Here is a 14,474-nt window from a genome sequence, read left to right on the forward strand (position 1 = left end):
TTCAATATAGTCTGGTGGCGATAGCGAAGAGGTCACACCCGTTCCCATGCCGAACACGGTCGTTAAGCTCTTTTGCGCCGATGGTAGTTGGGGGCTTCCCCCTGTGAGAGTAGGACGTTGCCGGGCAATCAAGCACAATCCATTTGGATTGTGCTTTTTAATTTACATAAAGTGAATCCTTAAGGCGAAAGTATTTTCATAGGCTGATCATCATAATAGACTACATCAGACTAGACCATTGGACCAACTATTAATTATCATATTAGCTATGGGATCAAGACATCGTAACAATAATAGCTGGAGAATATTTAAAAGGATATCTGAAAGGTTCCTCTCGACTTACGCTTAATACAGTCAAGGTTAGGACCTTTTTTGCGTTTCGTCCAGATTATGTCTAGTTATATGAGGTTTATGTGTTTGCACCAGTAAATTTAATTAAAAGAGTGAACTCTAGGTAAAGTGAACTCTAGGTAAAGTGTGAGAAAGTAGATGAACAAAAAAAGTACCTAGTTTGAATTTGTGCTCCAGCAATGATAGTAGTGAGAAGAGATTTTTTTAATCGAACCCTCCATCCATTAATAACTTGACACATCCCTAGTAATATAGGAAATTATTACTAAAAGAAACTATGATTGAAGGAAAACCGCTATGGCTAGACGAGTAAGAAGCGATTGTAGTAGGAACATTTGAAAAGAAGAATGGCCTTCCACCGGGAACTATTCGAAACCCCGATGGTCGAGATACTAGAAGTGACAAGAAGATTGGTACTATCCGTAAAGAATCAAAATAGGTAGCGAAGTCTATGAAAAGCTACAGGAAATAGAGTAGTAATTCGTTTTATTTGCTTAGGAAAACTCATGTCCACTAATTGAAATCCACCCACTAATTACATAAAATGAAAGGACTACCCCATGCCTACATACAACAAACTTGTCAGAAACCGAATCCCAGAAATTATTAAAAACAGTGGAAAGTCATTTCAGACGAAAACTCTAGATGGTCCAACATACGAGAGTGAACTAAAAACCAAGCTACAAGAAGAACTAAATGAGCTTCTTCATGCCGAATCAAGGCAAGAACGGCTAGAAGAAATGGCTGACCTGCTAGAGGTTGTCTATGCTCTTGGAAAGCTTGAAGAGATTGAACCGGCTGAGCTCGAGAGTGTTCGAAAACAGAAGCGTGCTGAACGCGGTGGATTTGAAGACAGGATCTTATTAATTGATGTAGAGGAGTAAGGGCAACAGCAGCTAGAGAGGAGGGCCTATATGAGTCATAAATTAAAAGTAGGTGAATTGCAGGAAGCATACTTAACGGATGAAGATATTTGGCGTATTTTCACCACTTTGTTTTCAAATAAATCATCGAAGTCATCAACCTATAAGTATGCTCTTGTTAAGTCTTTAGTTGAAAACTTATATCTGGTAAATGAAGATTTTGAATTAACTTACTATCAATTAGCGTATTCATTTACGAAGATTTACTGGAACCTTGTTGTCACGCATAAGCTAGAAAAGCAAAATCAAGGCAAGAATGCGAGAGTCGTAACCATTATTAAAGAAGCACAGACTACATATGGAATTCCGAATGAATTTAGTTTTGATAAAATAGCTGATGAAATTCAAATTAAGATTGTCAGTAAAGTGAAAACGACAATGAAAGAAAATGTTTATGGTGCCTTGTACGGAGATACTCGTGGGTGCTTCTATGCATTTGATCATAAGAGAGAATATTTTAAAATCAACCCTGCTGTTCATGTATTTATGCTGAATTATCAACGTCTTGTTGTGAATTTAACGAATTATCATATGGCAGCAATGATCGAGCAGTTAAATGAAGTGCCAAGTATTAATTATCTACTGGGTAAGGTAGAAAGCATTGCTAGGCGTTCATCATTAAGACCATTTGAAAAGCTACTTCTTCATCATTTTGAAGCAAGCTGTTTTTATTGTAATAGGTCGCTGTCTGACAAGAAGCGAGAAACTCATGTTGATCATTTCATTCCATGGTCATTTGTGCAGTCAGATCAGATTTGGAATCTTGTCCTTTCTTGTAATCGCTGTAATAGCTCAAAAAGTGATAAGCTGCCGAAAAGAGAGTACCTTGAATTTATTATCGATCGGAATGATGTGTTAGCGGATAAGCAAGAGGACAGGCAAGTAACAAGCATGATGATGAATTACAAAGAGCGGAAAATTGTGATGTTGTATGATTATTCGATTAAGAATGGGTTTGATCGGATTTGGGTTCCGAGTTGAGGAAGTAAGGGAGAAACAAGGGGACGGTTCTTCTGTTTCTTTTCCATATCAAAAAAGTTCGTTTTAAAGTATAAAGGGAAACAACGGAACCGTCCCTATGTTCCTGTTCCCTTGAACTAAGTAAGGGACCTTTCAAAAATAATTTCAAAGTATGAAGCAGAACCATATCCTTTAGTAGCTGGAGCGAATATTTGAATGAATCTCCATCCATCCTTTGCATGATCAACAATAATACTTTGGTAATCCTCTTTGGGCTTTCCGTTCCAATTACTAAGATCGACCTTCACAAATTTATATTCATACATGATTAGAAACCTCCTGTGTGAGTAATATTATTCTTATACGTATTAAAGAGAACAGTAGTTTCAAAGTGAGTTGAGTATTTAATAGGAATAGAATATATATGTGGAAGCACGAGTTTCTCGTGCTTCTTTGCTGTGCTTTTTTTAAAACTACCTCCTTATATCAATGGTCTGAATAATTACTCATTCTTTAATGCGTAGTAGACGGATATTACGCAGCAAGTATTAAGCAACTGCTCATACACTAATTAAGAAAATCTCACACCTGATTTGTTATTTTCTGGTATGATCTACATGTAGTTATTGCTAAGATTGTGAAGTGTTTCACTTAAACTAACGTGGCAGCTCAGTTGAAGAAGAGTTTTCATATATAAATCTAGAACTAATTGAACTGCGATTCATAAACAGATAATAGGAATAAGTGGAGGTGATTAATTGAATTTTTTCATTATACTTTATGTCGTTTTTATTGTTTCAGCCAACCTTATCGGGTTCCTCGTCTTCAAAAAGAGTAAAAACTTATACTTAGTAGCATTGGTTATCTTGGGGCTAGCAGGAGTATTTGGGGTAATTGGAGCCATTTGGGCTGTTTCGATTTTGGAAGATGGCTTTGCAGCATTTTTCGGTTTTAACCTTGCTTCCTATTTATTTTTTAACAGTATTATCGTCTTACTTTTCGCCTTTGTAGGGTCGATAATTAAAAAAATTAAAGAGTGAATCAATCTAGCTTATAAACGGACTTGCAGGTGCCTTGTTTTTAAGTAAAGCATAAACCCAATGTAAGAGTTTATTGACACAAGCAATGACGGCGACTCTAAAGGGTTTACCTTCTTCTCGTTTTTTATCGTAAAACTCCAACTCCATTAGTCCCTTGTTTCGTGCGATAATCTCGTCGGTTGTCTTTTGCTTACGGGAATCTCTAATCCCGCATTGAACGGCCATAAATAACGCATGTCTCAGTCTGGAAGAACCTCGTTTGGTTATTCGGTTAACGGAAGCTGTAAACTTCCCCGAAGAGTAAACACTAGGGGCGACTCCAGCGAATGCAACCAACTTCTTTGGATGATTAAACCGATCTATTACACCGATTTATTTCCCATCATTGCTAAATTTGAATCAAAATATCGCACTAATTATAGATCGGATTACATTTTGCGATGGCAATTGGGGCAAAGTGCCACGCAATTTTCAATAGTATCTGCTCCACCTCATGAAAGTCATACAATATGATGTGTTTCAAGGAATGGCTTATTATTATGAATCAACAGTTCCATTTCACCTTTCTAACGAATAAAAATAAGAATCTGAAGCGTCTAATAACTTTAGCAAACGCTGATATTCAACATTTGAAAAAGACATAGCCGGTTGCACTTCATGTGTATCTAAATCAATAAAGGTTCCATCTTCAAACGATTTCCCTGGCATATACAAATAGTCCTCATTATAATACGTACCTGTTGGCGTATAATAACGAGATCCTACTAGATTCGAGGATGAATTGAATAAATCTCTACCAAACAAAGGCATTGACTGCACGTTGACATCGATACCAAGAAGATTTAACAGAGTGGGCATGATATCAATTTGGCCACCTGTATTTTGATAGACACCGGAAGCTGGAAGAGAAGGAACATGTAAGATAAATGGAACTTTATACTTATCAATAAGAGAATGATATTCTCGACCAAGTAGCTCTTTCATTAGTTGAGTGTCTTGTTTTGTTTCAGGGTTTAACCCGTAGTGATCGCCGTACAAGGCTATTAGAGTTGAATCATATAACCCTTTATCTTTCAATGTATTTAATAATTGTCCAAAAGCATAGTCTGTATAACTAGTTGCTTCCAAATACTTACCAACCATCGTTCCATCAAAACGTGGTGGTAGTTTAATGATATGTTTGTATTTTTCCCTAGGTAATGTAAATGGGTGATGGCTCGACATAGCGACAAGATGTGCATAAAATAAATCACCTTTAGCATGAATGTCTGCTAACTCTTCTACAGATTTTCTAAATAGGATTTCATCTGAAGAACCAAATTGAATGAAATCTTCATCTTTAAAAAATGACTTGTCATAATACTGATCAAACCCTAAAGCAGGATAGAGATCATCACGGCTCCAAAAAGCTACGTCGTTCGTATGAAAAGTTGTAGTCGTATAATCTAAATCGTTTAAAAGTCTAGGTAAAGATGGAACCTCTTTCGAAGAAATGAGTTCAGAAATAGGCCGATCACCAACTGGATAAATTGAAGTGTTTGCTATGAACTCAGCATCTGACGTATTTCCTTTGCCGATCTGCTGATAGAAGTGATCAAATGATAGACTTTCAGCTAAAAATTCATTTAAATGAGGTGTCACTTCCTGACCATCAACTATTAATCCAAGTGGAAATTGTTGAAACGCTTCAAGTTGAACCACGATCACATTCATTCCTTTTGCCACACCAAAAAAATCTTTGCTTTCTTCTTCTATGCCTTCTATACCTAAGTTTTTAAGAACTGCAGGATCAAATGCTGGATGACCCACAACAGATACATAGTTATCGTAGCAAAAAGTAACCACTTGATATTGAAAAATCCCTAAAGACTTTGCTCGTTCATACTCATTAACAATGGATTCATTTAAAAAGATATTAAATAAAGATGAACTAATGCACATTGTGAGCAACCACATTTTAGTCGGTAAAATGTTCTTCTCAATTAATTGTGTAGACGTTTTTTGTCGGGTGAAATAGAAGAACAATGAAAAGAATAGGACATCAATATAAAAAAACATGTATGTCCATGAAAATAACTCATATATAGAATCAGTGACAGCTATTAGCTGATTTATTTGAAGAATTGAAGCAAATGTTAAAATAGATTGATAATAATCATAATACATAATGGTAGCAAGAATAGAAGTAGTTAATATGAAATTAAGGATTAGATACATACATCGTTTTAGTCTCTTAAATAGAAGAGAAACAAGTAATAAAATAACTGTATACGTACACGCATCATATAGTAGAGTTAACACGTTCCATTCATTAAATAATGAAACATTCATAATGGTGCTTTTTATTAATAAACTTAAGAGCGTTATCATGAAAAAGAAGGATCTAACCATTGCTACACCTCGTAAATTGTACTTAATTACAATTTAACATTAATAAAAATTAAATCCATATGTATATATAAAAATATACCTAAATAGTTATTGATGTAACGGGGGCGAGTGTTGAACAAGAAGCAGTCGCTTCTTTCGCTATAAAGGCAGTTTAGCTCAAGAAGCTTTGATAAGTTTTATTATGTGAATAACAGGAGAAGCGTGTTTAGATACAGAAATACTTAACGGCTGACAAAATTAAGGAGGATGGTATGAAAAAATTTAGTTTATTTAACAAGTTTATGGTACAAGAAGGCGAAAAAGAAAAATTGGTAGACATTCTGTTAGAAGCAGCAGAATCAATGAACAGTCTGGATGAATGTGAAATATATCTTGTGAATATTTCTGAGATTGAACCAAGTTCTGTGTATGTTTATGAAGTGTGGGCTAATGAGGATGCCCATAAAGCGTCTCTTAGTCTTGAAGCTACCCAAACATTAATAAGTAGGGCGAAACCAATTATTACTGGTATGGAAAGAATCAGTACCTTAATAACAAAAGGCGGAAAGGGTATTTCATCTAATCAGAATTAAACTACATAATTGTATCTGGCTGTCATTGTGGCAGCTTTTTTTATTAATCAGAGCAAAGATTGTGAACAAACATACTTAAACTAAAGGGAGCAATACCTAAATAAAAAGAAACGTTGTCCTGCTTAAAAAGTAGTAAAGAGAGCGAGTATTCAAAAGAGCAGCACTTAAGAAGTGTTGCTCTTTTGTCCTTGTTAAAAATACTTTCTATATAGTTCTTGTCTCAGTCGTCCACTCAGCTGGGCATAGATGCGTGTAGTCTCCGTTTTTTCATGACCGAGTAAACTCTTAATGACATCTATAGGTGCTCCATTGTTTAATAAATGAGTGGCATAACTGTGTCTCAGTTGATGAGGTGAATGGTCTTATTAATACCAGCTCGACTTGAAATACGTTTAATGATGTATCTCATTTGAGCAATACTCATTCGATGAGGGGAACGATCTGTTACAAATATAGCAGGATCATTATCTTTCCGATTATGGATGTATCGTTTCAACCAAATATCAGATCGGATGTTAAAGTACACCTCTCGTTCCTTGTTCAACAAAAGATGTAGGTAATCAGTTGTTGAAGTTAATCACTCTTTATAATGTGGCGAGTATAAAGCTTAATGTATTAGGTAATAAAGCAAAATTAATAGGGATTATAAAGAAAGAAAAAGGGTTTTACAAGGATTTTAACCTTTTCTCTAAGGATGAAAAACATTTAGCACAATAGTACCAGTAGTTAAAGTGAAATCACCAACGCTGACAGTGATATCCCCAAATGGTGATGAATTGATTAAAGCTAATAGTGGATATGGAGCAACTGATTTTTCTTTTGTCGATAGAAAGACTAATGAGCAATTCTCTACTATTAAAAAACGTTCATTAGCTTATGATAATATCAAAGAGAACTTGGTCAATCATGATGGCTATCACATTGATAACACGAATCATGATAGTTTAACGTCTCTTGCTTTAATAGCAATGAGTATCATGGTAGATATATACTTTTTCAATAATTAGACCTATTTAACCAGGAGCATTCCTTTAAGAAGCAGGTTTGCTGTTTTTTTATAAAAGTATAGGATAAGGATAGTTTAACAACTTTTGAAACCATTCATCCCCCAGTATACGTATTTGTAATGAACACATTATATAGAGGTGAGAAATGAATGCAATATACATATCCAACGACTCTATTAGGTTCCTCAACAAAACCACTTGAGATAAGCATTGGGGTAACCAAGTTAGGAGCCATAAAAGCTTACTATAAAAACATTTTTGTGAGAATTATTGACAGTATTGGTTCTAGTCCACCAGTATTTATTAGATACCGCATATATGATAAAGATGGAGTTGAAAGAATACATGCAAAGCATTCATGGGCAATTAAAAACCAAAAATAAGTAAAGTATGTAGACAATAATCAAAAGGAACACAAAATAATAATGGAAGATACCAGACATCTTGATGGCTTTTTGCGAGAAAAAGGTATTGTTCTTACTTTTGAAGGAAGGGAGTACCATGTATCCCGTGAGTTTTTGAACGCTGCTGAGTTACATCTGGATGATGAGTTGATTGCAGATTGGAGTATTCAAGTTTCTTCTAAGCGTGTTTTAGTAAATATATATGATCAAAGTCATATTGAACATGAATTTTTAATTATAGGATTATTTCATACTTGGTTTTTTGCATCCAAAGGGTAGAGCAATCTATAAACGTAGCAATAACTATTAATCTGTTTCTATTTACTGTTAGAAACCCGAAATTATTCAACTATAGGGAGCAATTCAAAAGAAGAAGGGATTGCCTTTTTCTTATTAAAGTATAGGGCAGGAGAGTCGAACAAGAGGAAGGGAATTCCCAACAAAAAATAACAGGAAATCGTATAGGGGATAAATGTGATGAATTATTCATACAAGCCGCCAAAAGTGAAAGCTTCAACAAAGTTGGTAGATGTGATAGATGAAAATGAGGAATTTGTATGTAATTTTAAGAGAAGTTACAAAAATCCATTTATAAGATTGGCAGATTTCTTTTTAGATCATAATTTCTTTGTTCAAATTGATGTTTTTACGGAAAACGGAAAACTAAAATATCAAGGTAAAAAAATACCAAGATGGGGGAAAACACAGTATAAAATCGTAAATTATGATACTCAGGAAGAATATCATATATCTTATGTAAGCTGGCAGACTATTAATCCTGAACTTCTGATCAAATCCAAATTTGGTGAGTTTATAGTTAAAAAGGATTTAGTTGATTGGGCAAGGTGTTATTATGAAGGTGTTGAAATAGCAAGATGGAAAATGAAAACAACTGAACTTTTTAAAACATACTTAGAAATTGAATGTCATTCTCCAATCAAGGAACCAGAATTTTTTGTTTGTTTATTTCAATGTGTTTTTTATATTGGAGATTGACCATTTTTAACTAATGGTGCTTTAGTTGAGAAGCTGTTTCAATGACAGTACCTATTGTAATTGAAGGAATGAAGCAAATTTCCCAAGAGGAGACGAAGTGCCTTTTTAAATTTTTAGGTTAGGAGAATGCGTATTGTTAAAAATATTTAGAATCGTCTTTGCAATCATTGTTCTAATATTAGGTGTATATGGTTCAATAACTGGAAATTACGAAGCAATGCCATATATGATGTTTTTCTTAGGGGCAATGTTGTTTGTTATAGGTGTGTCCGAAATCAAAATGGAACGAAAGCAAATGGGATATTTTAATATTATTGTTTCATTATTTGTTTTTTATGTTTCTATGGAAGGATTCTTATTCAAATAAAGGGTAGCAATCCTTCAAGCAGCGAGGATTGCCCTTTTTCTTATTGAAGTATAGGGCAGTATACTTCAATAAGTTGAAACTAATACCGAGTATAATCATAACTTTTATTTAGCGGACAGATTGCGAAACTGGTGGTGAATTTATTGGATGCTATATGGTTTATGAGAGTTATTATTTTTTTGGTATAGCTCTTCTTTAAAATCAAAAACTTAATTCATAGAGAACAGTGTAGTGTTATAGCTTACGGGTGCAATCCTTAAAGAAGAAGGGATTGCCCTTTCTTATTGAAGTATAGGGGCAGTTTACTTCAATAAGGATTTCGGTTGCAAATAGAAACAAGATAAAGTATTTTATATTACCGATAAATGATATGACCTAAAGGCAGAAATATAGTTCTGCTAATTTTTTTGTGATTTTTTGTAACGAAACTTACTTTACTTAGTCTTAACTATGAAAGGAGGTAGAAATGTGACAGAGTTTGAGAGTATATACAACCAATATTTCCGAGATGTTTACTCATTTGTATTATCGTTAAGTCGTAATGAAAAGATTGCTGAAGAAATAACGCAAGAAACATTTTTCAAGGCTTTAACAAGTATTGATAAATTCAATGGTAGTTGCAAAGTCAATGTATGGCTTTGTCAAATAGCCAAAAACACATACTTTACTTATCTCGATAAACAAAAGCGATATGGTACAAACGATATATCAGAAGAAATAAGCGAGAATAATATTGAATCAATGATAGTGAATAAGGAAGAAACCTTCCGTTTACATAAGGTCTTACATTCCTTAGAAGAACCTTATAAAGAAGTTTTTACATTAAGAGTATTTGGAGAACTGTCCTTTAAACAAATAAGTCAACTTTTTGAAAAGACGGAGAGTTGGGCAAGAGTCACATTTCACCGTTCTAAAGGTAAAATTCAAGATTTGTTGAGGGAGGAATAAGAATGAGTAAAGTGTCTTGTGAAATAATTAAAGATTTGCTTCCGTTGTATTACGACAGTGTATGTAGCGATGATAGCAAAAGAATGGTAGAAGAACATCTTTCAAAGTGTAATAACTGCAAAATGGAGTTAGAAAGGATACAAGATGAAATCCATATTCCCAAAATAGATAATATTGAAAATAGGAAGGACAGCAATGTTATAAAAAATATATCTGCTTCTTGGAAAAGATTACGGTTAAAGTCCTTTATTAAAGGTGGAATAATAAGTGCACTATTGATAACAACAATCATTTTGGGATATGCAGGTTTGTTTAATTGGAACATCACCAGCGTTGACACAGATGTAGTAGAGATTAGCGATATAAGTCAAATGGAAGATGGGAAAATCTTTTATTATGCCCAAATAAACGATGGATATAGTTTAAATAGCTTAAAATACGATATGGACAATGAAGGGAATTTTTATATAACCCCACTACGTCCAATATTAGTAAGGGAAAAATCACAACCTCCATATGCATTGGAAAAAGGGTATGACTTTATAGATATAAAGGAACAAGAATTAGTCCGTGGCAAGGAGATTAAAACAATTTATTATGGAACACCAAAAGATAAAATTTTAATATGGAAAAAGGGAATGGAATTGCCAGAGACAAGTGCAGAAGCAAAGAAAAACTTTGGATTTGAATAGGGTAGAATTTGTCTTTTGGTATTCAACTAACTGGGAGCAATCCTTTAACAAGGAGTAATTGTCTCTTCTCTTATTGTAACGCGACAGGTTAGTTCAATAAGTAACAAAAAATTAAACCAACTACAGCCTGTCTTGTGATAAAATTTATAAAACAGAATTTCCCAAAAGGGGACTTATTTTATGAAAAAAATGTTCATTATACTTGCTTATTTGTTATTCCTTGTTCCTCTAATATTCATTGTTAATTTTATGTTCGATATTTTCACTCTTGAAAAGATACAAGGGCTACCAGTATTTTTTCCTTTGTTTTTTTGTTCTTTAGGTCTATATTTTGCATCAAAAGCATACCAAATTGAAAAAAATACTTTGACGGTTAGTGCAATAATTGCAAATATTATCTTATTCCTATTTCCATTTATTTATATGATTGGTGGGACTTTGATTTTTGGTGTTTAGGGCTTATTGAACAAACGGGGAGCTTATGTTGAATAAGAAATTACGAAAAAACAGATCAATTTGCTGCTCAGTCCAACCATACTATTCAATAGATTTGACATCCCAACCGACGCGAGACCATTAGCCTATCCCTCTGTAAAATAGTGGAAATAGGCTTTTTGCTTTCAATTTCTTGAAGATTTTCTAGTTTGCACTTAATTGTTTTGTGCAAGTCTCCCGAGTGGGCCATTTTCTGCAATAATATCCTGAAGATCATATAAAGAAAGAGGGAACATTGGAAATCCGTATACGTATGGAGTAATGTCGTATAGTTGAAAGTAGACTACTAGTGTTTTGTCGGCAACGTAGAAGTCTTGGTCAGGTTGTATCGTTGTGAAATCTTCAAGTAGGGGAATGTCCCTTTCTTTTATTTGTGTTTGGATTAAGCGGGAAATTCGGTTGATGTAATCACTATCAGGTTTAAATAACTCTTTTAAGCTCATGAGTTTGCCTTGTTTTAAATCAAAGGTTAAAGATTTGATATAGGTCATCCCATGGGCAGCTTGGTGATGGTACGTGTAATTAGTAAACGCAAGACTTAAGACATCGCGTTGATTATTTTTTACCTCATATGTCCCCAACATTTCGACCACGGTTGAAGGAGAGTTGCCGATCTGTTGATTGATTAATTGCTGGGTTTGATCAACAATGGCACGATTGATGATCATCCGTTCCAATGCAGGATTATTTATCCCGCTTATCATTGGGTATAAGACCTGTTGGTTAGGTCCATTGCTGACTCTCCATGTTTTGATCCGGAGGGGTAAGGATACTGTCATCTTCATTCCTCCTTTTCTCTCATCGTATTCAGTTGTTGAACAGAGGTGCCCATTGAATAAACTCAAAGGAAACAAAGGGACGGTTCTCCTGTTTCTTATTCATAACAGATAAGGGTGGTGCCGTGTATGTGTGCAAGGAGGAAACTTATATGGGTGTTCTGAGTATGAAACCGATGGAAGTGACAATTAAAAATGAGAAAGAACGTGACAAATTTCTGAATTGGGCCGAGTACAGAAAAAAACAACTCTGCTAATATGAAACGTTTACGCAAAGGTGTTCAACGTGCAAGAGAATCGAGAAAAAAAGGGGAAGTCTTCTTTCTGATAAACGTGGAGAAATATGGACTGTTGATTTAAATGGAAAAAGAAGATCAGTCGTTATCGTAAGCAATGATAATGTAATTGTAGAATTAGATCACTTAATAGCGACAGTCACAAGTCAACATACAAGAAATGAATTTGATGTTGTGATTGAAAACTGGGAAGAAACAGGCCTAGATACACCTTCAATCGTTAGATGTTCTAAATTAAATACTGTCCATTTTAAGGAATTACTATTTAAAATCGGAAAATTACATGAACATGATTTAGAGAGGGTATTAACGATAATTCGGAACTATTTTTAATTTGTGTGTATGAAGTAGAGTACGGTCCAGCGATTTCTAGAACATTGAGTAAAGTGCACGTGATTTTTTGGAACCGTATCACAAATAAGAAAATGGAAGAATTCAAGCATCGGATGCTATTCTAATACATTTAATTAGACATTGATTGCTAAGTAGTACAAAAATACTTGTAATAAAAAATAAAATTATGCGATCACTCTTTTAGAGTGGTCTTTTTTCGCACTACACTATTACTGCGATACGACTCTTTTCCTATTGTGTTAAATGAGCAAAACCTCCCAGCTGGCACCTATACATAACCATTCTTTTTTTGTACATAATAATGATAACTTTTATATTTGGGGGTATATATGTCCAATTTTTTTTGGTATATGATTTTGGTTGCTATTGGTGTCTTTCTTATTTTATTTACATTTTACAAGAAGAAAAATATTCTTAATCATATTTCATTTTTATTATCAACCGTATCTCTTGCATATCTAGGCGAGGTGATTATACTTTTTGTATTCGAAGGTTATCGGTATAAAACTGGATTATTGGTAGATTCTGTGGAAAGTGATATAATAGGGCATTTATTACTTAATGGAATATTTTGGGGGAGTTTATTTTTAATTGTTTCAGTTTTTCAATTACGGTATTATTGGATTTTTGTAATTTCTGTATTACTTATGTTAATAGAAGTTTTGTTTATACGGTTAGGGCTGTACACTCAAAACTGGTGGGAAACCTACATGACTGGAATATTGGCGATTTTCCTTTTATCTTGCACAAAAAAGTGGTATTCATCATTGTTTTATAAGCCAAATAAATATTTGAGACTTTTTTCTTTCTATCTCATTGCATGGGTCGTGTTAGTAGGTCCTTCTTTGCTTCTTATGGTTTTTGGAAAGCATCATTTTGGTCTTGGGTTATCTGAAAATCATTATCTTGACCATGTGTTTTTCGGTGTGCCTTATAATCTTTTTCTGTCATTTATTTGCTTTATCTTTATTGTCTACTTGAAAAACCCATATTGGAAACTTGCCCCTTTTATAATAATAATAACCTTGGATTTTGTTCTACTTAACCTAAACATTGCTACATTTTTTGAAGGGTGGAATCTATTTTATCTTGGACAAGTGAGGTATCTATGTTTGGTATTATTTATTTTGCTAGAAAGGAATACTTTACATTTATCAAAAACTACAGAAGCTAAATAGCATGCCTTATAAACATTAGGAATGATTGATAATCTCACGAGTCTTTTTACCTTCGTATATTGTATTTTCATCCACAAAAATCAACACTAACCATATAAACGTAGATAGGGCAGCAATGAAGTAAATAAACGTAAATGAATAAGTAAAGCTTCCAAACCTAAAAGCACCATAGTGATTATAAAAATATAGCAGTAAAGAGAATACATTTGCTACAGTTAATATAGAAATAAGCTTTGTTATAGATTCTTTTGTTAGCCAGTTTACCATAAGAATACCAACCCCTGCACATACAAGCAGATGAAAAAATGATGCTTTTCCAATGGGGAATAAAATTTGTTCATAACTATAATATCCCAGGTAAAATGAGATATTATCTAAAAAAGTCATTAAAATAATTGATATGAAGATAATTCTTTTTAACTCAAAGATTCTTTTCAATGGAACAATAATAAAAGTCAGAGTCCAAATAATTATACATACAATCAAATGCTCCATATATACCTCCATTAATGAAAAAAATGTTTTATTATAGCATGTCCGAGTTTATTTGTGTATATACTGCAATAAAATCGCCCCCAAGGAAACAAGGGGACGGTTCGGGACTGGTGAAAAAGTACCTTTTATAATTAGCCAATTTTAGTTAATGACAAAATTTCAAAGTCAAAACTAAAAATTCAATGAATTTTTAATGATTTTAACTTTGAAGGGGGAAAACCTTACGGTT

The 14,474-nt window shown here is 33.8% G+C and carries 16 protein-coding genes, 1 rRNA gene and 4 pseudogenes; 14 read left to right on the top strand and 7 right to left on the bottom strand.

All coding sequences use genetic code 11. From position 1 onward, the window contains the following. Positions 1-10 precede the first annotated feature (10 nt). The 3 genes from rrf to J7W16_RS21515 all read left to right on the top strand — a co-directional run bounded on the left by rrf (position 11) and on the right by J7W16_RS21515 (position 2,255). Positions 11-126: ribosomal RNA gene (gene rrf, locus J7W16_RS21505) — 5S ribosomal RNA — on the top strand. A gap of 785 nt (positions 127-911) precedes the next feature. Continuing rightward, complete coding sequence (locus tag J7W16_RS21510) at positions 912-1,235, top strand: nucleoside triphosphate pyrophosphohydrolase (RefSeq protein WP_210599498.1); 324 nt, start codon at positions 912-914, stop codon at positions 1,233-1,235. A gap of 30 nt (positions 1,236-1,265) precedes the next feature. Further along, complete coding sequence (locus J7W16_RS21515) at positions 1,266-2,255, top strand: HNH endonuclease domain-containing protein (RefSeq protein ID WP_210599499.1); 990 nt, start codon at positions 1,266-1,268, stop codon at positions 2,253-2,255. A gap of 116 nt (positions 2,256-2,371) precedes the next feature. Here J7W16_RS21515 and J7W16_RS21520 read toward each other — a convergent pair whose 3' ends face one another. After that, positions 2,372-2,560, bottom strand: coding sequence for a DUF4177 domain-containing protein (locus J7W16_RS21520; protein ID WP_210599500.1), 189 nt, complete (start codon positions 2,558-2,560; stop codon positions 2,372-2,374). 432 nt (positions 2,561-2,992) lie between these two features. Here J7W16_RS21520 and J7W16_RS21525 point away from each other — a divergent pair, with 432 nt between their 5' ends. After that, on the top strand, positions 2,993-3,274 hold the full coding sequence (locus J7W16_RS21525; protein ID WP_210599501.1) for a 3-isopropylmalate dehydrogenase: 282 nt from the start codon (positions 2,993-2,995) through the stop codon (positions 3,272-3,274). A gap of 6 nt (positions 3,275-3,280) precedes the next feature. Here the strand turns inward: J7W16_RS21525 and J7W16_RS21530 are convergent. The 3 genes and pseudogenes from J7W16_RS21530 to J7W16_RS21540 all read right to left on the bottom strand — a co-directional run. Then, positions 3,281-3,646, bottom strand: a pseudogene (locus tag J7W16_RS21530) (transposase); the annotation flags it as partial. Positions 3,647-3,702: 56 nt separating this feature from the next. Continuing rightward, positions 3,703-3,765 (bottom strand): annotated as a pseudogene (locus tag J7W16_RS22585) (HNH endonuclease); the annotation flags it as partial. Between the two features lie 67 nt (positions 3,766-3,832). Beyond that, a complete protein-coding gene (locus tag J7W16_RS21540; RefSeq protein ID WP_210599502.1) occupies positions 3,833-5,665 on the bottom strand; it encodes an LTA synthase family protein in 1,833 nt (610 codons plus the stop codon). A gap of 251 nt (positions 5,666-5,916) precedes the next feature. Here J7W16_RS21540 and J7W16_RS21545 point away from each other — a divergent pair, with 251 nt between their 5' ends. After that, positions 5,917-6,237, top strand: a complete 321-nt coding sequence (locus tag J7W16_RS21545) for a putative quinol monooxygenase (RefSeq protein WP_210599503.1) — start codon at positions 5,917-5,919, stop codon at positions 6,235-6,237. A gap of 191 nt (positions 6,238-6,428) precedes the next feature. Here the strand turns inward: J7W16_RS21545 and J7W16_RS21550 are convergent. Further along, a pseudogene (locus J7W16_RS21550) lies at positions 6,429-6,778 on the bottom strand (tyrosine-type recombinase/integrase); the annotation flags it as partial. 190 nt (positions 6,779-6,968) lie between these two features. On the opposite strand from J7W16_RS21550, the gene J7W16_RS21555 reads away from it, so the two are divergent. The 7 genes and pseudogenes from J7W16_RS21555 to J7W16_RS21590 all read left to right on the top strand — a co-directional run bounded on the left by J7W16_RS21555 (position 6,969) and on the right by J7W16_RS21590 (position 11,107). Continuing rightward, complete coding sequence (locus J7W16_RS21555) at positions 6,969-7,244, top strand: hypothetical protein (protein WP_210599504.1); 276 nt, start codon at positions 6,969-6,971, stop codon at positions 7,242-7,244. 149 nt (positions 7,245-7,393) lie between these two features. Next, a pseudogene (locus J7W16_RS22590) lies at positions 7,394-7,927 on the top strand (tubby C-terminal domain-like protein). 195 nt (positions 7,928-8,122) lie between these two features. Then, a complete protein-coding gene (locus J7W16_RS21570; RefSeq protein WP_210599507.1) occupies positions 8,123-8,644 on the top strand; it encodes a tubby C-terminal domain-like protein in 522 nt (173 codons plus the stop codon). Positions 8,645-8,777: 133 nt separating this feature from the next. After that, positions 8,778-9,011 (top strand): YczI family protein, encoded by a 234-nt coding sequence (locus tag J7W16_RS21575; protein WP_210599508.1) that lies wholly within the window; start codon positions 8,778-8,780, stop codon positions 9,009-9,011. A 468-nt stretch (positions 9,012-9,479) separates the two neighbouring features. Further along, the gene (locus tag J7W16_RS21580; protein ID WP_210599509.1) at positions 9,480-9,959 is read left to right on the top strand and encodes an RNA polymerase sigma factor; all 480 of its coding nucleotides are present in this window, start codon (positions 9,480-9,482) and stop codon (positions 9,957-9,959) included. A gap of 2 nt (positions 9,960-9,961) precedes the next feature. Then, positions 9,962-10,651: a zf-HC2 domain-containing protein gene (locus tag J7W16_RS21585; RefSeq protein WP_210599510.1), complete on the top strand. Its 690-nt coding sequence runs from the start codon at positions 9,962-9,964 to the stop codon at positions 10,649-10,651. A gap of 180 nt (positions 10,652-10,831) precedes the next feature. Beyond that, on the top strand, positions 10,832-11,107 hold the full coding sequence (locus J7W16_RS21590) for a hypothetical protein (RefSeq protein ID WP_210599511.1): 276 nt from the start codon (positions 10,832-10,834) through the stop codon (positions 11,105-11,107). Positions 11,108-11,301: 194 nt separating this feature from the next. Here the strand turns inward: J7W16_RS21590 and J7W16_RS21595 are convergent, their stop codons facing one another. Next, positions 11,302-11,925, bottom strand: a complete 624-nt coding sequence (locus tag J7W16_RS21595) for a DUF3298 and DUF4163 domain-containing protein (protein ID WP_210599512.1) — start codon at positions 11,923-11,925, stop codon at positions 11,302-11,304. Between the two features lie 338 nt (positions 11,926-12,263). On the opposite strand from J7W16_RS21595, the gene J7W16_RS21600 reads away from it, so the two are divergent. Both J7W16_RS21600 and J7W16_RS21605 read left to right on the top strand, forming a co-directional pair. Beyond that, entirely contained in the window at positions 12,264-12,551 is a 288-nt protein-coding gene (locus J7W16_RS21600; RefSeq protein ID WP_346726987.1) for a type II toxin-antitoxin system PemK/MazF family toxin, read from the top strand. A 350-nt stretch (positions 12,552-12,901) separates the two neighbouring features. Then, positions 12,902-13,750 carry a hypothetical protein gene (locus tag J7W16_RS21605; RefSeq protein WP_210599513.1) on the top strand — a complete coding sequence of 283 codons (849 nt, stop codon included), beginning with the start codon at positions 12,902-12,904 and terminating at the stop codon, positions 13,748-13,750. A 15-nt stretch (positions 13,751-13,765) separates the two neighbouring features. Here J7W16_RS21605 and J7W16_RS21610 read toward each other — a convergent pair whose 3' ends face one another. Further along, positions 13,766-14,245, bottom strand: a complete 480-nt coding sequence (locus tag J7W16_RS21610) for a hypothetical protein (protein ID WP_210599514.1) — start codon at positions 14,243-14,245, stop codon at positions 13,766-13,768. Between the last annotated feature and the right edge of the window lie 229 nt (positions 14,246-14,474).

It is taken from the genome of Halalkalibacter suaedae (assembly GCF_017939705.1).
Taxonomy (GTDB): Bacteria; Bacillota; Bacilli; order Bacillales; family Bacillaceae_D; genus Halalkalibacter; species Halalkalibacter suaedae.

Excerpts from the sequence above, each read along its gene's own strand:
- J7W16_RS21520 (WP_210599500.1), bottom strand. The coding sequence starts at position 2,560 with ATGTATGAATATAAATTTGTGAAGGTCGATCTTAGTAATTGGAACGGA.
- J7W16_RS21540 (WP_210599502.1), bottom strand. The coding sequence starts at position 5,665 with ATGGTTAGATCCTTCTTTTTCATGATAACGCTCTTAAGTTTATTAATA.
- J7W16_RS21510 (WP_210599498.1), top strand. The coding sequence starts at position 912 with ATGCCTACATACAACAAACTTGTCAGAAACCGAATCCCAGAAATTATT.
- J7W16_RS21610 (WP_210599514.1), bottom strand. The coding sequence starts at position 14,245 with ATGGAGCATTTGATTGTATGTATAATTATTTGGACTCTGACTTTTATT.
- J7W16_RS21590 (WP_210599511.1), top strand. The coding sequence starts at position 10,832 with ATGAAAAAAATGTTCATTATACTTGCTTATTTGTTATTCCTTGTTCCT.
- J7W16_RS21605 (WP_210599513.1), top strand. The coding sequence starts at position 12,902 with ATGTCCAATTTTTTTTGGTATATGATTTTGGTTGCTATTGGTGTCTTT.
- J7W16_RS21595 (WP_210599512.1), bottom strand. The coding sequence starts at position 11,925 with ATGACAGTATCCTTACCCCTCCGGATCAAAACATGGAGAGTCAGCAAT.
- J7W16_RS21515 (WP_210599499.1), top strand. The coding sequence starts at position 1,266 with ATGAGTCATAAATTAAAAGTAGGTGAATTGCAGGAAGCATACTTAACG.
- J7W16_RS21585 (WP_210599510.1), top strand. The coding sequence starts at position 9,962 with ATGAGTAAAGTGTCTTGTGAAATAATTAAAGATTTGCTTCCGTTGTAT.
- J7W16_RS21545 (WP_210599503.1), top strand. The coding sequence starts at position 5,917 with ATGAAAAAATTTAGTTTATTTAACAAGTTTATGGTACAAGAAGGCGAA.